The sequence below is a fragment of the Polynucleobacter sp. MWH-UH25E genome, assembly GCF_018687095.1.
GTDB lineage: Bacteria > Pseudomonadota > Gammaproteobacteria > Burkholderiales > Burkholderiaceae > Polynucleobacter.
This window is the reverse complement of record NZ_CP061286.1, coordinates 767,282-788,291: the sequence shown is the minus strand read 5'-3', so window position 1 is coordinate 788,291 and position 21,010 is coordinate 767,282. Positions and strand designations below refer to the sequence as shown.

Sequence of the window (21,010 nt, the reverse complement as noted above, 5' to 3'; positions counted from 1 at the left end):
AATCATTAACTTAATTATTCGACTTCCTCTTCCTCGCTTAGAACATCTGTCACTACAGCAGATCCAGCTTTAACACCTAATTTCTCGCGGATTTTTGCTTCGATGTCTTTAGCGATTTCTGGATTCTCTTTCAAGAATTCACGCACATTGTCTTTACCTTGACCGATGCGGTCGCCGTTATAGCTATACCAAGAGCCTGATTTTTCAACGATATCGGCTTCAACACCCATATCAATAATCTCGCCTTCTCTTGAGATACCAGCGCCATACATGATGTCAAAAATGGCTTCGCGGAAAGGCGGAGAAACCTTATTCTTTACAACTTTCACACGGGTTTCATTACCAACAACTTCATCGCCCTTCTTGATGCTTCCGATACGACGGATATCTAAACGCATAGAGGCATAGAACTTCAAAGCGTTACCGCCAGTAGTTGTTTCTGGAGAACCGAACATCACACCAATCTTCATACGAATCTGGTTAATGAAGATGACTGTTGTGTTGGTGCGCTTAATTGCGCCAGTTAATTTGCGCAGTGCTTGACTCATCAAACGCGCTTGCAAACCTGGCAATGAATCGCCCATATCGCCTTCAATCTCAGCCTTTGGAACCAATGCAGCAACTGAGTCAACTACGATTAAATCAATCGAACCAGAACGGACTAATGCGTCTGCAATTTCCAAAGCCTGCTCACCAGTATCGGGTTGAGAAATCAACAGATTGTTTACATCAACACCTAACTTTCCGGCGTATTGAACATCCAATGCATGTTCAGCGTCAATAAATGCGCAAGTACCACCCAGCTTTTGCATTTCTGCGATTGCATGCAAAGTCAAAGTGGTTTTACCGGATGACTCAGGGCCGTAAATTTCAATTACGCGACCACGTGCAAGGCCACCAACGCCGAGCGCAATATCTAAACCTAATGAACCGCTGGATACCACCTGAATATCTTGACTAATTTCAGCGTCGCCCAATCTCATGATTGAGCCTTTACCAAACTGCTTCTCAATTTGCGCTAAAGCTGCTGTTAACGCCTTTTGCTTGTCTCCACTCATGCCTTCAAACTCTGAAGAGGCTGACTTTCTTTTATCATCCAAGGCCATTTTTTATTCCTTTTTCGCTTTGTATTGGGCTATTTCCCGAAGTTTTATCTACTTTCCAACAACTTAGGGGTTACTGTATATAAAAACAGTATCCTTTGCAAGCGACTTTTTTAAAGAATTTACGGATTTCCCACTAATCCATGCTCAATTGGGGTTCGATCCCAATAGAAAAAGAGTGGAATAGCTATTGCCCAGACTACTCCGACCAGTACTAGGCCGACCGTTTGGTTACCAGAACCCCAAGATCCAGCCCCCATGCGGATGCCAGCCTCATATGACATTGGGCCGCAAATGCTGCCCAAAATAGCCCCTAATATAGGCCTACCCCGTAACCAAGAGAGTGAGCCATTAATAGTGGTAGCTACCAGCACCCATAGAACCCACATCCATACGGGAGAAAGATGGCTCGTGGGCCAAGAATCCTGAAAATTCAAATAACCAAGCTGCACCAAGACGCTGTCAGCCACAATCCCGTAAACCAATGCCTTACTTAAAAGACGCAGAGATTGCCCAGGTTCATCTAGATACCAGATATGAAAAGCGATGTAGGCTAGAGTGAGAAGGACGGCCAACATAACCTGTTGATTTGCTGCGCCCAAGATACAAGCGAACCAGCCAAGCTGAAAAAAGACAAAGTTCCAAAATTTAGCCATAGACCAATACTAAGACAGTCAAAGAAAAAGGCCACTGCATTCGCAATGGCCTTTGGATTTGGTGGCGAATCAGGGATTTGAACCCCGGACCTGCGGATTATGATTCCGTCGCTCTAACCAACTGAGCTAATTCGCCGAACTCGCTATTTTAGCGTAATTTAGCCCAAAGAGCTATTTGGAGCCCTCTAGATTCTTCTTCCCTTAAAAAATGGTGTTTTCACGGTAAATCAACGGCACACACCAGGAACACAAAGTTTGTCGTTTTAAACGACGGTTTTTCCCTTGAAATCTAGTAACAAGGATAGCTAGAATGAGATGGCCCATTTAGGGCTAATTTTAGGAGTGTTTATGACACAATTTTTGTTAGCCCCATCTCAATACACGCCTGCCAGCGTGGTAGCTTAACTAAAAGGGGTTAAAAGGAAACAACGCAAAAAGTTGGCGCTTTGTGAAAAAGCGAGCGACTTCCAGCTTATGGTGGCAGTCACTGCTGGAGCCGAAAGGTGTAATGCGGGAAGTTGTTAGTTAAGCCTGCCAACCTTCATACCACTTAGGTGGAGACTATGAAGTAGAAGTTGATATTGAGGCAGCTTCCGTTTCCGCCTACCGCAGCATTCTTTTAAAAAATATGAAATGCGAAACAATTCATGGCCAAACCAACTCTAGCTGCCGATCAAATTCAAACTGAACTCCAGCAGCAAGTAAACAACATACAAGAAATTCGCGAGGATAATGCCACCGTTATTGTTCCTCTCCCTTATTGGCATGAGATAGACGAACTAGGCTGCAACTGGAACATATCTTCAATTAGAGGTGGCAATGGATATATGGGCGCAATTGGAAGAATAGTTTCTATCTACAGAATGCAAGTTGATCTAGCTCATGACTAGTTACTGGTGAATTTGTTCTGCAGCGACATATTTATAGAACTTCATAAAAGCATCGAAAAATGCAGAAGCAATCACTAGGTCATTTACTTAACTTCTTATTTCTAGCGCATACCGGGCATCCAGATCCCGATAATAGGTAATTAGGTTTCGTACTCCAAACATGAGAGCAGACTTTGCATCGAATCTCTATTGGAGTTTTTGAGGTTTCATATTTTCCGATAACCTCTAGCATTAAATTAACCTTACTTAAATCATCAATGAATTGTTCGTTTGTCTTCTTAGCTTTGCCATAGCAAGACATACAAGCATGTCCAGCCAATAAATCACCGGCTATTGCGAGCCAATGTTTGCCGCATTTCAGACATTCAACCTCAAGTTTCTGCTTATTGCCAACATAAGCACCAATTTGCTTTACTTTGGTATTTTTTAAAGCTAGCTCTTTCGCAAACTCTTCTGGGCCCTTTGAATTTGCGAGTGCTATGCGTCCTCTTGCACATTTAGGACAGCCTTGAGCGCCTTTATTAATAATTGATCCGGCTATCGGACTCCACTCGTTGCCGCAAGCCATACATTTAATATCAATAGGTTGATCGCTATTAATATAAGTCCCGCGAACTACAAGGGTTGGATTAAATTTTCTAACCTTCTCTTCATACTGTGCAGCATTTAATTTTCTTGCATTTGGGCGTTTCTCTTTTGATATCCTTGGTTCTACCAGCTTTTTAGGCACTGGAATAAAAACCCCATCAATCTTTTTTATTCTTCCGTGTTCCGCCTGCAATGCCCTATAGCAATCTGGGCATCCGCTATCGTTACTTACTTTATTTTTGATAGTCGCTTGATATGAGTGTCCTTGAGGACATTTCCACCACATCTTAAATCCAGAGGCTTTTGTAAATAACTCAGGAGTTAACGGGAGATTTTTCTCGACATCCCATTGTTTTACGACCTCAGGAAATTGAGCCGCCAAAGACAATTCATAGGGAGGAGCGGGCAAATTAGAAACTATTTCGTTATAGAGATTTTTTGATAGCTGCAGCCTGTTTTTCGCATACTCCTTTACTTCTGTAAGAGGTACCAATATTGCCAATTCATCAAACATTGCATTTGCAATCTCTTGATAATTCATCCTCGCTTCTTCTGGGTAAACTACATCAATACCTCCTGCTGGCATATTCTTGGCAGATCTAATTCTGATCAATTTAATTCCGGCGGCATGTAATGTATCTGACTTAAGCTGATCTTTTACAGTCTTTTCTCTGTGCCAAAATTCTCCATCAAACTCAATAGCAATCTTATGATCAGGCAGGTAGATATCAACCTCCTTGCCATCAATTTTCGATCGCCATAAAACATTGGGAAAGACAGACTTGCATTCTGAGTACAGATAAATCTCAGCTCGAGATGTAGCAGGGTTGCAATCAGGGCATCGGCTAGCGTTATGCCCACGATTACTTGCCGTTGCTTGCCAAGAATGATTTAGGCGGCATTTCCACCAAAATTTATTGTTATTGTGCTCAGTAACCTGATCTGGTGAGATTAAATTTTTTTGATAATCCCATTCACCTAATAAATCTGGATATTTGTCAAAAAGTAAAACCCCTTTAGCTAATTTTGTCTTTTTAAGCTGCTCCGCCCCGCGTTCACGAGCACATTCTTTGCATCCAGTTAAGTATTTCCCATCCCTCTTTCTAGAAGCTACTGTTCTTTGATGTGGCGCCGCCAACCATCCATTACCGCAAGCGCACTTCCAAAAGACTTTTTTATGGCTTCCTGCAGCTATATCAGCTGGGGAAATGGTGTTTTTTTCATAATCCCACTCTGCTAGCAACTCTGGCGCAGCAATAGCTAATGAATTCGATTTTTTAATGGCACTCAAATCCAAAAATTACCACCCCTTAACTACGGGCGCTTGCGGAGCTTGTCTTGGCGCATTAATAGTTGTGTTTGGTTGCATAGTTATAGGCGCAGTAGTTGTACCTTGATACTGGCCTTGAGGCGAATAAAAACTAGTTTGGCCATTATCCGTTTGGAATGACTGCACATTTTGACCTTGAGCGTTATATAAATTGGTTACGCCACTTGGGGATGTTTGGGTATAACCTTGATACTGACCTTGTGGACCATAGACTGCCTGAGCAAAACCAACTACTGGCGTAAAGAATAAAATCACAGCAATTCTCTTCATATAGACCCTATTGGCAATCCACTAAATTCTTTTAGTTTAGTTATGGGATTGATAACTGTCTAGACCTGATTGGGCAATCGTCCATTGACTGCTATATGTGTCTTTTGAAACGACATTTTTAGGTTGCCCAACCCTACACACCGAAATTAAGCTATGTTTTTCAGCCAGAGAAACATGCCCAAAGAAACAGAAGTGCTTGCCCTTTTCTTTCAAAGCACCTCTACCTCTGAAAAATCACCTCAGCTTAAATATCTAGAAAACTTAGCTACTGGCAAGCTAGTCCATATGAGGGATGGCAACATCACCCTCTATAAGCGGGAGCGCAGTAATCAGTGGCAAATGCGCTTTAGGCTCTATGACAAGAAGTGGCATAGGGTTAGCACAGGCTACGAAGATCTGGAATACGCCAAAAAGAAAGCTGGCGATATTTACGATAGAGCTCGCTTTATGGAAGAGCTGGGATTGCCACCCCTTAATAAGCGTTTTGATTCAGCAGCAGAATCAACCAAAATCGAGCTACAAGGAGATTTAGATAATGGCGTAGGTAAAAAGATCTACGTGGATTACATCGCAGTAATTGATAACTACCTCATCCCATTCTTTGGCAAGAAGCACCTAACCAGCATTAATCACCAAGATATTGCCGAGTATGAGCAGTGGCGAGCAGAGAAGATGAAGCGCAAGCTCATGCGATCAACGATGATGACGCACTTCTCTGCATACAACAGGGTATTTGATTCGGCCATCAAGCGCGGCTGGTTAAGCGATAAACACCCAGTACCAAGACTAGGCACTAAGGGTGAGAAAAGCACCCCAAGGCCAGCCTTTACCAGACAAGAAATTGACTACTTGCTGGAGTTCTTAAAAACCTGGAGTCAAGGTGGCAAAACCCAAGAAGCGCATCTTGGCAGACTATTGCTTCGGGATTACATCGAAATATTGATGGCTACAGGAATGCGTCACGGCACAGAAGCATTCAATATTCAGTGGCGCCATTTAGAGTGGCATACAGATAAGAGCGTAAGGTACTTACGCATATGGGTGAATGGCAAAACAGGTGCTCGCTGGCTAATTGCAAGACATGAAGCTGTTCCAGTAATAGAGCGGCTTAAAACTCGCTTTACAGAATGGGATCACTTAACTCTTGATCAATTGCTTGAAGAAAAGCGTGAAGAGTTTTTATGGCGACATCCTAATGGTGAGCGCCCTTATGACTTTGTGAGCAGCTTTAAGTGGCTAATGAAAGATTCAGGATTGTTGCTATCTACTACAGGGCATAAGCGCACGATGTATAGCTTCAGGCACACCTACGCCACATTTAGCTTAGTTGAGTGGGGCATGGACATCCATACGCTAGCTAAGCAAATGGGCACTTCCGTACAAATGCTGGAACGCTTTTACAGCAAGCTCACAGCTACATTGGCGGCTGAAAAGTTGGCGGGTTAAGTATGTGTCGTTTAAAACGACCAATAACGAAGGTAGCCAATGAGAGCTAAGAAATTGAAGCCAACCTCTGTTGACTCTAAGTTATCAGCACAGGAGAAATTTCAACAGAGTCTACAAGGCGCTACTCAAAGCAATGAAAATATTCTGAGGGTTTCTTACTTGGAATATGTGGCTGAATATAAAACTCATAGCCCACATAGTCATTCACGGATTGTCTATAAAGTAATCGCGAGAAATGAAGGTTGCTCCATATTAATTAAATTAACTAGGGTTTTAAATGTTGGCTCTGGTTTACGTAAGCAACACAAAGTGCATAGACATTCAAAACGATTAGCTATTAAATGGATGCCAAGAATCAAAATAAGGTATTGATCTAGGCATTGCCTGTCAGCCAAACAATCTGTCAATCAATAAAAGCTATATTCACCTGATCAAACCGCGATTTTGACTTATTAGAGCGGTTTGGGCGTCTCACCTCTCAGATAAGCCTGAAACATTTTTAACTCTTCTGGTGATCTAGTAGTAATCGTGGGCTGAGTCTTTGGCTGTGATGGTGCAATCGTTTTGGACTGAGCTACTGGCTTAGTGATTTTTTGCTGTACTGGTTGCATTGGTTTTGCTACAGGAGCAGGGATAGCCCTTTGAAGTAACTTTACTGCTCTTGGCCTTGGAGGCTTAGTTGCTTTAGCTTTAGGTTTACTTGCTTCAGCCGCCTTTTGTTTTGCCTGGTTACTGGCTTGCTGGCTAATTGCGCTCCAGGTATTGTTCATAATGATTCGCAGCAAACCTAGCTGATCTTCTGCATTGGCAATCTCATACATTTTCATGACCCTCTCCTTTTCTTATATTTAGCGGGAGAGAGTCAAAGAATGCGTAAATCAGCTAGACCTCCATAGGCAAATGCACGACGTTATCCACGCCATATTGCCCAATCAGTAAAAAATATGCATCTTGCGAACTACTTGCCATGATCCTAGTTTTGACAACGTAGCCATTAGCTCGTACGTAGGCTTCAAATGTTTTCATTTAATCAATCCATAAGAAAAGTGCTAACACTATGATGAGTATTAGCACTTGGTTGTTCACTTGCCGAACCCTGCACGTACAGCGCCGCTGGCTTGCTCAATCTGACTATCAAGCTCTCCTGCTTCTACTGCACCTTTAATGATCTCCAAGGCTTTGATGAGCTCATCTGCGGAGTTAACCTCTACGGCTGTTTTCCCCTTCGCAAACTCAATCACGCGGCTCCCATAGCGAACGTTTAAGCAAACCTTGCCGTCGCTAGCTACAAACCACCACTGGCGTACACGTTTTTGATGCTCAATAGTTTTTCGAGCGCCATCTACGTCCTTTACTGTTTTGAACTTTTTCACAGTAAATGTGCCACCTTCTTTATTTGCTTTCGCTAGCTGAATCTGCTCCCAAACTTTTGTAGAAAGTTTATTTCTACGTTGCAAGATTGGCGGGATGGAAGTTGGCTTTTTGGAATTAACCATTTTCAAACTGTTTAATGTGCTCATTGCATTTCTCCTTTGTAGTTAATGGGCACACTTAATTTATGGTCACAAGTTTTGGTTGGACAACCTCTTTTAGCCAATATCTGCCAGAACCAAAGGATTTAAGCCAGATTTGTTCTTCTTTTATTAGGTTTTGCTAAATAACTTTAGTAACAGGCAAATAACCGTCCTGTACTAAGTTACTACTGATAAAAGAGTTGCGACACTCAGTTGTTATGTCGCCCTAAACCTGGACATTGGTGATCGCGGGGATGGAAATTCTGGGCAGTAGCAGAGACTTGATATCACTACCCATTCCTATGGATGCCGTTAGTTTTGCTAGCTAATTGATACAAGAATGCATATCAGCACAAGACGATAGTTAACACTATGCGTCACGAGCAAGCCCTGCCTTACACAGCAACTTGCAAACATTACAACGGTAGCCACTTACTGCTGTTGTAAATGTTGCGTTTCATTTCAACCGCACGTAAAAGGAGATCGCGAAACCGCCCTAACCAATTTGGTTGTGCCATAAGTGGTGTAGTAAAGAACTCAACAAAAGAACTTTTCTATAACTGAGCCTGTTGCTTAAGGCTCAGTGTAGGTTGAATCTAACAAAAGTAAAAAAACAAAAAGAAAGAAAAGTGTGAGCGAGAGCGAAACACAGGGCGAAAGCAGTTCGCCCACAAAGTAAGACTACCTAAGTCCTAGCATGACATTAAATGAATCAATGTATTCCTCAAAGAGGATTAGATCTTGCTCTGATAAATCTTCCAAATGAATAGAATTTCCACTATTGGCATCTTCTGAATATGTAATATATGCCTCGCAATGATCTGCATCTACAGTCACATTAAAAAATAAAACTGAATCTTTTAATTGAAATATCAATCGAAATTCAATAGCGTCATTCTGATTCTGAACAACTTGAATATCATTTAGATGATCAAAATTAAAGACCATTGTTGCTAAGAACTTTTTAATAAACGGATTATTGCTCTCGGCATGGTTCCCATCATTGATTTCTAAGGCTTTACGCAGTCCAGGAAGTGCACCTTCAATACTTAGAAACGTTCTGAAGTTATAGTGTAAGTTTTTTTCTAACTTAGCTATGAGCTGATTGATATTTTTCATACAAGTGCATTAATAATTTTTTCAAGTATACCCACTAGGGTATAGATGCAAAATCACCACCCTGAATCTGTAAGTACTTCATATAAATTTTTCGCAGCTCTATTTTTAATGGGCACAGGACCCATTTGGACATCAAATGATTCGTTTAAGCTGTGATCTAGTTCGCTCGCATACATGGGTAGCTGAGGGGTAAATATGTGTGCTTATACGAAGGATTTAGCCGTGGCATTTAAGCCACGAAATGTAATAGAAGTACGAAACTATTACATTTAGAGCTAAGTCATTGATTAATGGAAAGATCTTTGTAGGAAGATTTCGGTTGCTCAAACCAAACCTAAGAAAACATACTGTAGTTGCTTATTTATTACATTTTGGGAGCTACTTATGTCACAAGCAAAAACACTTAACGCAGCAGAATTACGCAGGGTCCTAGATCACATCGCTACACGCAAGCATTCAGCCCGCAATCGCTGCGCCTTACTTTTAACGCACTACTCGGGAATGAGAGTGGGAGAAGTTGCCGCTCTACGCATTTGCGACGTTTTAAACGACAGTGGAACGATTAAAGATGAAATCCGTCTAAAGCCAGAACAAACTAAAGGTAAATACGCCAGAACTGTGTATATCAATGCTCGTATGCAAAAGGAGATTGCTCAATACATTAAGTGGATACGCATTACCGACACCAGCAAGCCTTTGTTCTATACCCAAAAACGAGCCGGGTTCTCAGCCAATACGCTTACGCAGTACTTTCACTTTCTTTACAGACGTGCTGGACTTGAGGGATGTAGCTCCCATTCGGGAAGAAGATCATTTTTAACCTCATTGGCGAATAAAGGTACAGCCATACATATTCTTAAGTCATTGGCTGGCCATCGCAACATCAGCACCACTGCTGGATATTTGTACTCTAGCCCAGACCAGATGAAAGCGGCTGTTGAACTAGTCTAATTATGTGCTTTTGGGGAAAACACCCAATGCAGTATTGTCGATCATGATTTTTGCTGCCTTGTAATACCTACTTACAGCCATAGTCATAGTGTTGTGTCTTTTTTTTGGTTCATCCATCAAAAAATACTTCTTGTCTGTTGGTGGCATGGCTGAAGGTACTAAGCGAATGCTTTCTCCAATTTCCCAATAGCTCCTTTGCTCTTTTGTAGGCAGCTTTTCGTTCTCTTTGCAAAGATCGTAAATAGCTAAAGTTTTTTCCAAGTTATCAACGCTAAAGTTTCTATGCAACTTATACCTTGCTGTAGAGCTAGCAGCAGCTTCCCGCATGGGTTGTTTTCCTGGCTTACCTGGATGCTCATCCTCCAATAGCCAACTAAAAAGTTTTTTTATTTCACGCTTGGTTTGCTTCATATTGATTGCAACGATCATTACATCTTCATTCCAATTTGGTAACCAATCACTTTTATTTTTTAGCTTAATCACATCAAAGTCTGTTGTTGTCTCTCTAAATAGATAGGCGCCTCTTTTAACTCCATCCTTATGCCGATCCATTGAAGTTAGCCACCATCTCCCAAAATCTGGATCACGAACATCCCCAAAGTCTTCGTAAAGCTTTCTAAGCTTACCTCTACCGCCTTTTTCGCAAAACTTTATGTAGGCCTCATTTCTTCGAAGATATTGCCACCACCAGTAATAAGGGCTGCGCTTGAGCAGTCTTATTTGAGCTGATTTAAAGCCTTTCGGAAATACAAGTGGCATTTTTGCCAGGTAATTTCTTTCCATATTAATTTCTTATCAAGTTAATTGCTTGAATTTAACTTTGATTATGTCACATAAAAATTTCGACTTACGATGATCAGGTTGTTACTAAAACAACAAATTATTTAAATCAATCATCGAAAGGAAATAACATGGAAGCACTGTTAAATGAAGCAATTGAAGTAAAGGTGTCATCAGCCACATCGGCAAATGATGCTGCCAACCCAGAGGCAATTAAGAAGCAAACTGTTCTGCATTACTCAGTGGAAGCCCTAAATGCAATGGAAGCAGCTCGCATTCACTGGGAGCAAGGTTCATTTCGCAAAAGCAATGAGGAACTTGGATCTGTTTTACAGGAATGCAAAGCATTCTGCGGCGAACTCCCTGCGCCCGCAGCAAAGCAACGTGCAATTGCATTAGCCAACTTCTATAAAGAGCGTGGCTATCGCTATAACAAAGAGGCGCCATTAGAGACCCGTGTTCTTCGCGCAGTCTTTGGAATGGATAACCGTCGCCGCGTTAGTAGCTATTCAATTGTGCTTCGCGAAGCCAAAAAACAAAATGTAAGCATCTTGGATCTACCTACATGGATAGCCTCCAAAGGTGGGGTTCAAGAAATTCGCCTATCTCAGAGCAAAACTTTTATTCCTCCAAAAGCTAAGGCTGAAGAAATGAGTGCGATCTTAGACGGCCGCTCATTTATTGGTTACGCTGAATCGGCCCTGTTATCACATACAGCTGACGCAGAGTACGCAGGCGACAAAGTTGTGTTACTTGGAAAGCAAACCCCAGAGGGCAAGTATGGGATTTATACCGTTTTACGTTCAGACGGCATTGTTAATGCTGCATTACTTGCAACTTATGCCAAATCCAAAGAGATTGAGGCAAAAGCTAAGAAGGAAATTGAGGCCGCAAATGATGCGGATGGAAAGCCTGTAGCGGCTTAATCAACCTGGTGGCAACTGCTACAGGTTGCCACCAACTAATCCTAAGGAAAAAATATGTATAACGAAGGACAATTCAAACCCACATCCACTGCCGACATAATTTACGGAAGCAATGAGTCACGTCTGCGTATTGAGGATATTGTAAGTGGCGCCCAGCCTTTACCGTTTGGCGGAAAAAGCGGTGTACTTTTATATGGGGCTTATGGAACTGGGAAGACAACTCTGGCCAACATTCTTCCAAATGCGATTGAAGTAGGCACTACTGGTCAAGCCCAAGCTCTCCCCGAGTACTACATTGGATGCCGGCAAGGCCTTAATGGTGTACAGGTATCGCAAACAATCGATAAGATTCTTGCGACCCAACCATTAAATGCTAGCGGTAAGCACTACATCATTATTGACGAAGTGGATGTGCTGACACAGCAAGCTCAAGAGAGTCTTAAATCATCACTTAATACCACTCGAGGTGTATTTGTTTTAACAACCAATAGCGTATCCAAGCTGGATAAAGGCCTGCTTGATCGTTGTGTACTAGTCGAAATGAATGCTGCTGATCCAGAGGCTTATCTGCCTTTAGCCCATAAGATCACAGCCGATCATGAAGTCGTTTTAAACGACGAAGAGTTAATTCAAATAATTAAGGGCGCTAACGGCTCGCTACGAAATGTTATCAATAATATTTCACGTCAAGCTCGCCGCACCAAGCAGTCTCAACCAACTTTCTAAGGAGAGAACCATGCCAGCACCGCATACACACAAAGGCGCCATTGCAACCGAACATACTCAAGTTACGAATGTTTTCGCAATCCGCGTTCGCAATGCTTCATACCGATCGTCAAAGATTGATGGAGTATTAGAGCTTGCGAATGGAAGAGACTCATTTCATATTTTGGGAAATAAGCTTTGCGCTAAGGCAAGGCTGGCATGGTTCGATATGGAGTTTGCAAAAGGGTTTCGCTCCATCAATCTGAGCGATGCCCAATTACAAATTTTGCCTAATTACACAGGAGAAGTTATTTCTAAATTTGGATAAGGCTGATTGCATAAAGCACAAAGTGTCGTTTTAAACGACACTTTGTTACACACTCACTCAAATCAACTCAGCATCCTTGTGTTGTCTAATTAAATTATTAGCACGATCTATTACCAGTCCGAGACTCCAAATCAAAAACCACCCGAAGGTGGTATTGATGATTCTTGGTGGCCCGGGGCGGAATAGAACCAAAACCTAGGATGCCTTATCCAACCCTCATGGGTAACAAAATCATTTGACGACCGCTGAAATGAAGTCGCTCCTGAATTTCCAATGGAGTCTGGTTATGGAGGAACTTAGTAAAGAAGTTAGTTTTCGCAAAGAGCAACTTACTGGCAAATGAAATGCTCTCATTTGGAAACTCTTGATAGGCTTCATCAGTTAGCTTCATAAACTCTTTGATTGGGTCGGTACCGAAACCAATCTTATAAGTGGCGGCCAAACCATGTTGATGGCAAAAATCGACATAGTAAGACATGGATTTTTCCATTTGCTCTTTTAGCGCCTCTACTTTTTGATGCCCGTCAAAGCTACTCGCGTCTACTTCACCAACCGCAACAAACACATAATTCTTATAGTGTGGAAATAATCTCATCGCCCACATCAAGGCATGAATACTGGCTCCACGATGCCTGCTCACCAACACAATTGCGGCTGGCTTTGTTTTATCGAGAGCAGGAATATCACTCTTTGATGACTGAACCAAGTTGTCCGGAAATGCCTCATCCGCCTTGCTTAGCTCAACCCTGAATGCTTCATAGTGTTTTCTAGTTAACAAGCAAAGAACAACTACTACGCTTGTCACAAGAATTGTTAACCAACCACCATCGAATAATTTTTCATAAATGGTGACCATCAAAATAGATGCCGTAACAATAAAACCAACCGCACTTAATAAAAAATGCTTAAACCAGCCTTTGTCTTTGCTATGTTTAACCCAATAAACCGACATACCAAACAATGACATGCTGAAAGTTAAAAACACATTAATACTGTAAAGAACTACTAAGGTTGCTACGGAGCCTCCTGTAAAAATCAAAATTAGAAAGGCCGCAATACCCATCACCAAGATGCCGTTCTGTCTTACTAAACGACTTGAAAGCTCTCGAAACTGTCTTGGCACCCAATAGTCTGCCGCCATATTGGATAACACAGTAGGGCCATCTAAAAAGCCAGCCTGCGCCGCAACAAATAGCAATCCAGCTTCTAGCAATAAAACTGTGGCTAAAGCAATCGTATTAATACCACCACCGTTTGGATTGAGGTGATCAATAATCATTCCAAAGGCTGTGGCGTTCAAAGTTTGGCCATCAACTTTTTCTGCGCCCCAAAGCATATAGAGCAGAATAATGCCGCCAGCAGTAAAAGCTAGAGAAAAAGCTAGGTACCACATCGTACGCTTACCATGCGGAACCCTTGGCTCGGCCAGAGTATTTACATTGTTAGAGACTGCTTCAATTCCAGTGTATGTACCGCCGCCTAATGAGTATGCCTTTAAAAATAATGCTGCTACCGCAATCCAACCAATATCACCGCTCAATGCTTGAGTATTGGCAATCGCATTAGGCATCACATTGCCAAGATCTGGAGCATGAACACTAATGCCATAAACAATTAATACCGCATGTGTAATACAAAATCCTAGAAATATTGGAAGCAAGACAACAATAGATTCTTTAATGCCCCTAAAGTTCAAAAAGATAAGAAAGGTGACTAACCCCAACTCGACCATTAGTTTGTAATCCTGATACTCTGGGGGAATCAAACTAAATGCGGCATCTACTCCACTTGCCAATGAAATCGCAATAGTCAAAACATAATCGACCAACAACGCTGATCCCGAAACTAAGCCCGCCTTAGATCCAAGCAAGGCTGTGGCAACTCGGTATCCACCGCCGCCAGTCGGAAACAATTCAATAATTTGGTTGTAGCCTAAAGCAATAATAAAAACAGTTAATGCTGTAACTAGTGCCAGAAAGATAGCTAGGCCATGATTTGCTCCCAAGGCCAAAAAGGCTTCTTCGGGACCATAGCAGGATGACGAGAGACCATCAGCGCCCAAGCCCACCCACGCTAAAAGGGGAATGATAGCGATCGCATGACGAGTCTTAGGATCCATTGGATCCAATGCCTTGCCTCTAAAAAAATTAATAATTTTTTCCATGATGCTCTCTCTGTTTTGAGTTAAATATCTAAGCGGTATCCAATACCAGTTTCTGTGAGAAGGTATTTGGGCTTTGCTGGATCATCTTCTAATTTCTGACGCAGATGCCCCATATAAATACGTAGGTAATGGCTATCTTCAGTGTGCTGTCCGCCCCATACTTCTTTTAATAATTGACGATGGGTAACAACACGGCCTTGATTCAAAAGCAACACATTGAGCAATTGATACTCGGTTTTACTGAGACGCACTTCTTCATTTGCCTTGCTTACTTTTCGGCTACTTAAGTCCACTTCAATATCCCCAAAAATAAATTTGGGCGTATTAGATTCAGCTTTGTTTTGACGACGCAATAACACCCGCAGTCTTGCCATGAGCTCTGCGGTGCCAAATGGCTTAGTTAAATAGTCATCTGCTCCAGCATCAAGCGCCTTGACCTTTTCATGTTCGACAATGCGAGCGGATAGAACTAAGATGGGGTTTGAAGACCACGCACGATAGCCAGTAATAAACTCGATACCATCGCCATCGACAAGGCCTAAATCCAAGATCACTAGATCGGGTTTATTGGAAGCGGCAATCTTCAGACCACCTTCTATAGTGCTTTCCTGTATGGGGCTCAAGTCCATTCCACTGACTACCTTAGCAATCAGGTCTCGAATCTGAGCGTCATCCTCAATAACAAGAACCTTTTTAGTTTGAAGATTGGTGCTCATGGTTTATCCAACTCAGGATATGGATATATGGGTAAAGTAAATTCAATCGTTGACCCAATACCATTTGAATTATTTCTTACCGATATGTTTCCGTCATGCGCTTCAACGATGGTTTTACAGATCGCCAATCCAACACCCATGCCAGTTTGCTTAGTATCTGAAATGCCTCTAGCAAACATCTCAAATAGCTTTTCGGGGTCTTGATTAAATCCTTTGCCTGAGTCTTTTACAGAGATGGTTAAGCTCTTCGAACTCACAGCAACCTCAATATCAATAAGCGCATCTAGGTTGGAATACTTCGCCGAGTTCTCCAAAAGATTAGATAAGACTCTTTCAATGAGAACTTCGTCAAAATACATGGGTGGCAAGTTGGCCGGTAGATGAAGCTCTACCTTCCTATCTGCGAATGATTCATTGAAGTGCTTGATGCTTGAACCCAAAACATCTTCAATGGGTTGCCACTCTTTTTTCAAAGTCGGGCCTTGTGTTTGAAGCCTTGCCATCTCTAGCAAATTACCAATCATGTTTGCCAAACGCATTCCCTGACCTCGAATTGTCTCAAGGTCTTTTTTGCTTTCTTCATCTAATCCATGGGTACGAGCCTGAAGGTTTTCGGCCAAACCAATCATCGTTGTCAAAGGCGTACGAAGATCGTGGGATAACGATGAAAGAATGGCGCTCTTTAATCTTTCTGTAGCGGCCTCAACTTTGCTGGCTTCTTCAGACTTGATTGAGCGTAATTGGGCTACAGCCAAGGCAATCAGATTAGATGCCGTTTGAAGTAAATCATCTAAGCCATGTTTTCTAATGGATCTAGTGGGATCAGACGCAATCAAAATACCAAATGTTTTTAATTCAGCACGAACTGGAATGAATATGATTGAGCTTCCATCAAAGTCATCTATCTCATGAAAGATGCGATTTCCACTTTGGATAGCCCATGTGATTGCCTGAGAGTCAAACTTGGATTTCTTGAGCTCTTGTGGGCTATCAGTCAAAAACAGCTCAATATCAACACCAATAGGCTTTTCTAGCGTGGCTTTGGCAACTTGGATAATTTGCTCTTCGGTTGAGGCACTAAAAAGTCCTCGGGACAAATTTTGAAGCGCCTTAGCAAGCCTCTCTCTAGCCAATACATCTTTAATTTGATCTTTTAATTTGGCGGCTAGATGCGCTGTCACCAAACCTACAATCAGCATTACCAAAAAGGTAATGAGGTACTGACCATCATCAACTGAAAACGAAAATCGTGGTGGCACAAAAAAGAAATCAAAGAAGGCCACATTAGAAAATGCTGAAACTATGGCGGCATTTCTGCCAAGCGTGATTGCCACCAAAAAGGTACTGAGCAAAAACACCATGACAATATTGGCTAACTCCACCACACCTATAGCCGGAGTACAGATCAGCGTTAAGACAGATGAAATGGCTATAGCAATCAGGCCCGAAATAATTGGGCGAGTTTCGCTATTGAATTTGGTTGCTTTTATTTCCACGCAACCATTTTGAATCTTTTAGTGTAAAAAATGCGTAAAAATGTCGTTTTAAACGACACTTTGTTACACGCCCGCTTTAATCAGCCCTACACCCCTGTATTACTTGGGGTAAATATTAGTACGATCTATTACTACTCCGAGAAAGAAAACCTAGATTGGCATTAAATTTTTATATGTGATCTTGCTTCCGGAGATTTCCACAATATCGCCAACCTGAGCATCAAATCCTTGTGATTTTATTTTTTCGGCAATCACATTCATCATGCCAAGATTCGGGGGTATTTTTATTAAGCTATAAAGTTGAAGACCTATAGATGTCAGCAGACAAACTGGATGTATTTTTAATACCCTTTCAGAATCTGGATTTGTGGCTAGTATTAATTTTTCATTTGAAACAATTGCCACCGTAAATGCATCCTTCGAACTACTCCTCCAGTTCTTCTCAAGGCCATAAGTATCAACTCCAGAAAGCAATCCCAACTCTTGCAAATTGAGCAACTTATCGAAAGTGATGTTATTAGCCTTTAGTATTTCCTCGTCACCTCTATAAATAAAACCTTCATATGCAAATGCCATTATTGATTCAATCAAAGCAGCCTCATCCTTACTGAGGTGCTTTAAAAAATCTAAAGTTCTTAATGAGTATGTGCCTGGCCCCTTGGATTCGCCTGCTAATACCTTGCCCCATAAGCTAATTAACTCCTCAGAAGAGACGGATGACGCCCCATCTCTCCATCTCAGCAACCAGTCACCATCAATTGTCTTATCTGATGGCTCTTGAGAATCCCGCAACAACTCTTCCTCAGCATAGTGAATTGCCTTGTTAACACTGACCTCTTTTCTAATTTCTTCAGCTTTTATTGCTTGCATTGACTTGCCGCTAATAAACCCAATAGTTAACTGGTTTCCAGGCTTACTATCAACGTCAATAATTTCACCGCTGGGCAACAAAGTCTTTTCGCCTCTTTTTATTGCAAGGGCATCCAGCTCAACTTGAGCCATCTGAAGCATCTCTGCTTTTCTGACATCAATCATTGCCTGCCCCTCTCTTCTAATCTGCCAGGGCTTTAATAGAGAGCCGACACCCTTGTCGATGAGGCTATCCCATAACTTGATAACTAATTGCTCCCCAGGGAACGTCATATAACCCTCTTGTCGACTCCATTCAATTGATTCAGTTTATATCCAGGAATTTAAATTTGATTGAATTTAAAGGGGAGTATTTATAGCGTCGTTTTAAACGACAAATCTCGCCACCACCCTCCGCTCTGAGCCATATGATTAAAGGGTTTCTTCCACGAAAGCCTTATTCTTCGGTACTTTTCGGGCGGTGTGTCACACGGTGTGTAGCACGGCGAAAACCATGGTTTTCTAAGTTATTGATTTTATTGGGAAAAGGGTTGGCAACCTAAGAACCTTACGAGTTATGATTCCGTCGCTCTAACCAGCTGAGCTAATTCGCCGAACTAAGAATTGTAGCAAATTGACTGTGGTGCTGTGTGAATGTGCAGGCTGTGGCTGACTCTATCAAATAGTTCAAACCGTTGTGGCTACGGGTTTTAATCCTGTTTTTAGGATGTCTAAATCTGTTAAATCGTAGTGGTGGGTGCAGTAGCACGTGCCAATGACTGCTGCGCACGTGCTATGCGCTGTCGCCTATCCTGAGCCATCCATTCGTTCATGATGCTGATAAATACTCTCCGCTACCGGCCATACAAACGGAATATCTTTCAAAATTAGATATCCGTTTTTTACATGCTCCTTCATCATTGCATACTCCAAGTCTGAAAGCTTGGAGGGTTTCGTTAGCAACTCCGAAGGAATGGATACTTTACCAATATCATGTATTAAGGCTGCCATTCTCAAGCCATGAATACGACTTTCATCCCAGCCAAGTTGTCTTGCAATAGCCTCTGAAATATCAGCTATTCGCCTCATGAGAAGCAGCCCCTACATTGCTGGAGTATTGCTGATGCTTACATTGGGATTGCTAAATCGACCAAAGGTTCCAGCCATGCTTATCTTACTAGCGGCAGGCTTTGGAATTGCCCTATTTGATAAGCCTGAATTATTAAGCCAACTGCATGACATTAAGCCTGAATTTGTTATTCCACCATTTGAGTGGCAAGCATTGACCTTAAATGATTTATGGCTTGGCTTAATTCTGCTGGCATTACCGCAACTTCCGCTTACCTTTGGAAATGCTTTTATATCTATCATCGAAGAAAATAACCACCTATTCCCTGATAGACCAATCAAAGAAAGAACAGTAGCCTTATCTACGGGCTTAATGAATGTGTGGTCTAGCCTAATTGGCGGTATACCAATGTGTCATGGTGCAGGTGGTATGGCTGGGCATATTCAATTCGGTGCAAGGACTGGCGGTTCATCAATCATTCTTGGATGCATCTTGCTGGTTGCTGGTGTAGTTTTACCTTCATCCATCAGCACAATCTTTCAACTATTCCCATCAAGTGTTTTAGGTGTCATCCTCTTTTTCGCTGGACTTCAACTCGCCTTGGGTAGCAGAGACACCTCATCAGAAAAGGCAGACCGCTTTATAGTTTTGGCAACTGCAGGTCTAGCAGTTTGGAATGTCGGAATTGCGGTGCTATTTGGCATTCTTGTTCACTACCTTGCGAAGCGAGGTTTGTTAGAAATTTAGGCATTCTTCATAGCTATTTATTCTGTCGTTTAAAACGACACTCTATTACACACCCACTTAAATCTGCCGCACACCCTTACAAAGCGGCAAGGGAATCATTAGCGCGATCTATTACTACTCCGAGAGCCCAAAGAAAAACCACCCGAAGGTGGTTTTGGCATTTCTTGGTGGCGCGGGGCGGAATCGACTAGGGCTAGAATGCTGGACCCTTAATAAGCACTCTTATATCTCGATAAATCTGAAGGCTGGCAATGATGATGAGGACAAGCGACAGAGGAATTACTGATCCATAGCCAACCCTCTTGAAACTCAAAGCCCCAACAATTCCCCCAATTAAGAACATTGAAAGAATTAAAGCATGTGCTTTTAGCTTCTGTTTGTTTGCCCTTACATGACCTTTTTTATTCGCTTCTTCTGATCGATTCCAATAAAACAATTTGCCCAGCTCAATCCCAATATCAGTCACAACACCAGTCATATGCGTTGTTCTGATTTCCGCTCTGGATACTTTAGTAATAATGGCATTTTGTAAGCCCATAACAAAACACAGCATCAAGGCAATTGTGGGCACAGTCAATGATGTATATAAATTAAGGTTTGCTCCAAGCAGGCCAAAACAAAGCAATAGAAATGCCTCTACTAATAGTGGCAATGCGAATTGGCTATGGATATGCTTGCGTTGCCCCCAGTTCACTAATATTGCCGTGGCTGCCGAACCTATGATGAATGAGAGCAATAAGGAGACGCCGCCCAAAACGGCAAGAATATTGCTTAAAGCAAGGTCGTCGCCTATGCCAGAAATAATTCCACTCATATGTGATGTGTAACGACTTATAGCAAGAAAACCTCCAGCATTTACTGCTCCAGCAACAAAGGCAAGCAAGCACCCCAGCTGAAAGTTGGTTTTAGTTGAACGCTGTGGGCTAGTGAGAAGCTGTAAAAATTTAATTGCCATCTAGCAATAAATTTTACTCTTCACAATTTTGTCGTTTTAAACGACCTCTAGTAAGAGGGAGAAATAAAAATAGCCCAACAAGTGGGCTATTGTGATTCTTGGTGGCCCCCGGTGGAATCGACTAGGGCCGAAGATGCCTAACTCTGGCTCTAGACTATTGCTTTAAAAGACATTACGCAAACCATGCTTCCACCTTCTCACGACTAGGAATCCCTCCAGCATGAACTACTTTGCCATCAATCACTACCCCTGGGGTTGATAGGATATTAAATTTCATAATGTCTTGAATATCTTCAACCTTCTCCATATTGATAGAAGCGCCTTTCTCTTTGGCAATTTCCTCAACCAATTTGACAGTAGCCTTACAGTTACTACAGCCCGTACCGAGCACTTTGACTTCCATAATCT

General features: G+C 42.1%; 23 protein-coding genes and 1 tRNA gene. 7 read left to right on the top strand and 17 right to left on the bottom strand.

The features are described 5' to 3' along the window. Nucleotides 1-14 precede the first annotated feature (14 nt). The 3 genes from recA to ICV39_RS04255 all read right to left on the bottom strand — a co-directional run bounded on the left by recA (nt 15) and on the right by ICV39_RS04255 (nt 1,895). Nucleotides 15-1,106 carry a recombinase RecA gene (gene recA / locus ICV39_RS04265; RefSeq protein ID WP_215390630.1) on the bottom strand — a complete coding sequence of 364 codons (1,092 nt, stop codon included), beginning with the start codon at nt 1,104-1,106 and terminating at the stop codon, nt 15-17. A gap of 119 nt (nt 1,107-1,225) precedes the next feature. After that, nucleotides 1,226-1,759 (bottom strand): DUF2878 domain-containing protein, encoded by a 534-nt coding sequence (locus tag ICV39_RS04260; protein ID WP_215390629.1) that lies wholly within the window; start codon nt 1,757-1,759, stop codon nt 1,226-1,228. Between the two features lie 59 nt (nt 1,760-1,818). After that, a tRNA-Met gene (locus ICV39_RS04255) sits at nt 1,819-1,895 on the bottom strand. 511 nt (nt 1,896-2,406) lie between these two features. On the opposite strand from ICV39_RS04255, the gene ICV39_RS04250 reads away from it, so the two are divergent. Further along, complete coding sequence (locus tag ICV39_RS04250) at nt 2,407-2,649, top strand: hypothetical protein (protein ID WP_215390628.1); 243 nt, start codon at nt 2,407-2,409, stop codon at nt 2,647-2,649. 79 nt (nt 2,650-2,728) lie between these two features. On the opposite strand, the gene ICV39_RS04245 is transcribed toward ICV39_RS04250, so the two are convergent. After that, nucleotides 2,729-4,534: a zinc-ribbon domain-containing protein gene (locus tag ICV39_RS04245; protein ID WP_215390627.1), complete on the bottom strand. Its 1,806-nt coding sequence runs from the start codon at nt 4,532-4,534 to the stop codon at nt 2,729-2,731. Between the two features lie 3 nt (nt 4,535-4,537). Then, nucleotides 4,538-4,837: a hypothetical protein gene (locus tag ICV39_RS04240; RefSeq protein WP_215390626.1), complete on the bottom strand. Its 300-nt coding sequence runs from the start codon at nt 4,835-4,837 to the stop codon at nt 4,538-4,540. 174 nt (nt 4,838-5,011) lie between these two features. Between ICV39_RS04240 and ICV39_RS04235 the strand changes: the two genes are divergently transcribed. Then, nucleotides 5,012-6,283 (top strand): phage integrase SAM-like domain-containing protein, encoded by a 1,272-nt coding sequence (locus tag ICV39_RS04235; RefSeq protein ID WP_251372733.1) that lies wholly within the window; start codon nt 5,012-5,014, stop codon nt 6,281-6,283. A 452-nt stretch (nt 6,284-6,735) separates the two neighbouring features. Here the strand turns inward: ICV39_RS04235 and ICV39_RS04230 are convergent, their stop codons facing one another. From ICV39_RS04230 to ICV39_RS04215, 4 genes are all read right to left on the bottom strand, one after another. Then, the gene (locus tag ICV39_RS04230; protein WP_215390625.1) at nt 6,736-7,110 is read right to left on the bottom strand and encodes a hypothetical protein; all 375 of its coding nucleotides are present in this window, start codon (nt 7,108-7,110) and stop codon (nt 6,736-6,738) included. Nucleotides 7,111-7,165: 55 nt separating this feature from the next. After that, complete coding sequence (locus ICV39_RS04225; RefSeq protein WP_215390624.1) at nt 7,166-7,309, bottom strand: hypothetical protein; 144 nt, start codon at nt 7,307-7,309, stop codon at nt 7,166-7,168. Nucleotides 7,310-7,365: 56 nt separating this feature from the next. Next, complete coding sequence (locus ICV39_RS04220; RefSeq protein WP_215390623.1) at nt 7,366-7,803, bottom strand: DUF6641 family protein; 438 nt, start codon at nt 7,801-7,803, stop codon at nt 7,366-7,368. 675 nt (nt 7,804-8,478) lie between these two features. Further along, the gene (locus ICV39_RS04215; protein ID WP_215390622.1) at nt 8,479-8,916 is read right to left on the bottom strand and encodes a hypothetical protein; all 438 of its coding nucleotides are present in this window, start codon (nt 8,914-8,916) and stop codon (nt 8,479-8,481) included. 384 nt (nt 8,917-9,300) lie between these two features. Between ICV39_RS04215 and ICV39_RS04210 the strand changes: the two genes are divergently transcribed. Then, entirely contained in the window at nt 9,301-9,867 is a 567-nt protein-coding gene (locus ICV39_RS04210) for a site-specific integrase (RefSeq protein ID WP_215390621.1), read from the top strand. On the opposite strand, the gene ICV39_RS04205 is transcribed toward ICV39_RS04210, so the two are convergent. Continuing rightward, nucleotides 9,868-10,650, bottom strand: a complete 783-nt coding sequence (locus tag ICV39_RS04205) for a hypothetical protein (protein ID WP_215390620.1) — start codon at nt 10,648-10,650, stop codon at nt 9,868-9,870. A 128-nt stretch (nt 10,651-10,778) separates the two neighbouring features. Here ICV39_RS04205 and ICV39_RS04200 point away from each other — a divergent pair, with 128 nt between their 5' ends. From ICV39_RS04200 to ICV39_RS04190, 3 genes are read left to right on the top strand one after another with little or no spacing between them, the layout of a single operon-like run. Then, nucleotides 10,779-11,573 carry a hypothetical protein gene (locus ICV39_RS04200; protein ID WP_215390619.1) on the top strand — a complete coding sequence of 265 codons (795 nt, stop codon included), beginning with the start codon at nt 10,779-10,781 and terminating at the stop codon, nt 11,571-11,573. A 54-nt stretch (nt 11,574-11,627) separates the two neighbouring features. Next, nucleotides 11,628-12,299: an AAA family ATPase gene (locus ICV39_RS04195; protein WP_215390618.1), complete on the top strand. Its 672-nt coding sequence runs from the start codon at nt 11,628-11,630 to the stop codon at nt 12,297-12,299. Nucleotides 12,300-12,309: 10 nt separating this feature from the next. After that, complete coding sequence (locus tag ICV39_RS04190; RefSeq protein WP_215390617.1) at nt 12,310-12,606, top strand: hypothetical protein; 297 nt, start codon at nt 12,310-12,312, stop codon at nt 12,604-12,606. A gap of 205 nt (nt 12,607-12,811) precedes the next feature. Here the strand turns inward: ICV39_RS04190 and ICV39_RS04185 are convergent, their stop codons facing one another. The 5 genes from ICV39_RS04185 to ICV39_RS04165 form a co-directional block, all read right to left on the bottom strand. Next, on the bottom strand, nt 12,812-14,770 hold the full coding sequence (locus ICV39_RS04185) for an APC family permease (RefSeq protein WP_215390616.1): 1,959 nt from the start codon (nt 14,768-14,770) through the stop codon (nt 12,812-12,814). A 20-nt stretch (nt 14,771-14,790) separates the two neighbouring features. Beyond that, nucleotides 14,791-15,486, bottom strand: coding sequence for a winged helix-turn-helix domain-containing protein (locus tag ICV39_RS04180; RefSeq protein ID WP_215390615.1), 696 nt, complete (start codon nt 15,484-15,486; stop codon nt 14,791-14,793). Continuing rightward, complete coding sequence (locus ICV39_RS04175) at nt 15,483-16,982, bottom strand: DUF4118 domain-containing protein (protein WP_215390614.1); 1,500 nt, start codon at nt 16,980-16,982, stop codon at nt 15,483-15,485. Before ICV39_RS04175 ends, ICV39_RS04180 begins: the two co-directional genes overlap by 4 nt. A gap of 150 nt (nt 16,983-17,132) precedes the next feature. Further along, nucleotides 17,133-18,017: a DUF2806 domain-containing protein gene (locus tag ICV39_RS04170; RefSeq protein WP_215390613.1), complete on the bottom strand. Its 885-nt coding sequence runs from the start codon at nt 18,015-18,017 to the stop codon at nt 17,133-17,135. Nucleotides 18,018-18,638: 621 nt separating this feature from the next. Then, nucleotides 18,639-18,920: an HD-GYP domain-containing protein gene (locus tag ICV39_RS04165; RefSeq protein WP_215390612.1), complete on the bottom strand. Its 282-nt coding sequence runs from the start codon at nt 18,918-18,920 to the stop codon at nt 18,639-18,641. On the opposite strand from ICV39_RS04165, the gene ICV39_RS04160 reads away from it, so the two are divergent. Further along, complete coding sequence (locus ICV39_RS04160; RefSeq protein WP_215390611.1) at nt 18,919-19,647, top strand: putative sulfate/molybdate transporter; 729 nt, start codon at nt 18,919-18,921, stop codon at nt 19,645-19,647. The genes ICV39_RS04165 and ICV39_RS04160 overlap by 2 nt on opposite strands. 193 nt (nt 19,648-19,840) lie before the next feature. Here the strand turns inward: ICV39_RS04160 and ICV39_RS04155 are convergent, their stop codons facing one another. Both ICV39_RS04155 and ICV39_RS04150 read right to left on the bottom strand, forming a co-directional pair. Then, entirely contained in the window at nt 19,841-20,602 is a 762-nt protein-coding gene (locus tag ICV39_RS04155) for a YoaK family protein (protein ID WP_215390610.1), read from the bottom strand. A gap of 172 nt (nt 20,603-20,774) precedes the next feature. Continuing rightward, nucleotides 20,775-21,008, bottom strand: coding sequence for a thioredoxin family protein (locus tag ICV39_RS04150; protein ID WP_215390870.1), 234 nt, complete (start codon nt 21,006-21,008; stop codon nt 20,775-20,777). Between the last annotated feature and the right edge of the window lie 2 nt (nt 21,009-21,010).

Bases quoted from the DNA above. Each gene is read 5' to 3' on its own strand.
- recA (WP_215390630.1), bottom strand. From the start codon at position 1,106: ATGGCCTTGGATGATAAAAGAAAGTCAGCCTCTTCAGAGTTTGAAGGC.
- ICV39_RS04260 (WP_215390629.1), bottom strand. From the start codon at position 1,759: ATGGCTAAATTTTGGAACTTTGTCTTTTTTCAGCTTGGCTGGTTCGCT.
- ICV39_RS04250 (WP_215390628.1), top strand. From the start codon at position 2,407: ATGGCCAAACCAACTCTAGCTGCCGATCAAATTCAAACTGAACTCCAG.
- ICV39_RS04240 (WP_215390626.1), bottom strand. From the start codon at position 4,837: ATGAAGAGAATTGCTGTGATTTTATTCTTTACGCCAGTAGTTGGTTTT.
- ICV39_RS04235 (WP_251372733.1), top strand. From the start codon at position 5,012: ATGCCCAAAGAAACAGAAGTGCTTGCCCTTTTCTTTCAAAGCACCTCT.
- ICV39_RS04230 (WP_215390625.1), bottom strand. From the start codon at position 7,110: ATGAAAATGTATGAGATTGCCAATGCAGAAGATCAGCTAGGTTTGCTG.
- ICV39_RS04225 (WP_215390624.1), bottom strand. From the start codon at position 7,309: ATGAAAACATTTGAAGCCTACGTACGAGCTAATGGCTACGTTGTCAAA.
- ICV39_RS04220 (WP_215390623.1), bottom strand. From the start codon at position 7,803: ATGAGCACATTAAACAGTTTGAAAATGGTTAATTCCAAAAAGCCAACT.
- ICV39_RS04215 (WP_215390622.1), bottom strand. From the start codon at position 8,916: ATGAAAAATATCAATCAGCTCATAGCTAAGTTAGAAAAAAACTTACAC.
- ICV39_RS04210 (WP_215390621.1), top strand. From the start codon at position 9,301: ATGTCACAAGCAAAAACACTTAACGCAGCAGAATTACGCAGGGTCCTA.
- ICV39_RS04205 (WP_215390620.1), bottom strand. From the start codon at position 10,650: ATGGAAAGAAATTACCTGGCAAAAATGCCACTTGTATTTCCGAAAGGC.
- ICV39_RS04200 (WP_215390619.1), top strand. From the start codon at position 10,779: ATGGAAGCACTGTTAAATGAAGCAATTGAAGTAAAGGTGTCATCAGCC.
- ICV39_RS04195 (WP_215390618.1), top strand. From the start codon at position 11,628: ATGTATAACGAAGGACAATTCAAACCCACATCCACTGCCGACATAATT.
- ICV39_RS04190 (WP_215390617.1), top strand. From the start codon at position 12,310: ATGCCAGCACCGCATACACACAAAGGCGCCATTGCAACCGAACATACT.
- ICV39_RS04185 (WP_215390616.1), bottom strand. From the start codon at position 14,770: ATGGAAAAAATTATTAATTTTTTTAGAGGCAAGGCATTGGATCCAATG.
- ICV39_RS04180 (WP_215390615.1), bottom strand. From the start codon at position 15,486: ATGAGCACCAATCTTCAAACTAAAAAGGTTCTTGTTATTGAGGATGAC.
- ICV39_RS04170 (WP_215390613.1), bottom strand. From the start codon at position 18,017: ATGATTGATGTCAGAAAAGCAGAGATGCTTCAGATGGCTCAAGTTGAG.
- ICV39_RS04160 (WP_215390611.1), top strand. From the start codon at position 18,919: ATGAGAAGCAGCCCCTACATTGCTGGAGTATTGCTGATGCTTACATTG.
- ICV39_RS04165 (WP_215390612.1), bottom strand. From the start codon at position 18,920: ATGAGGCGAATAGCTGATATTTCAGAGGCTATTGCAAGACAACTTGGC.
- ICV39_RS04155 (WP_215390610.1), bottom strand. From the start codon at position 20,602: ATGGCAATTAAATTTTTACAGCTTCTCACTAGCCCACAGCGTTCAACT.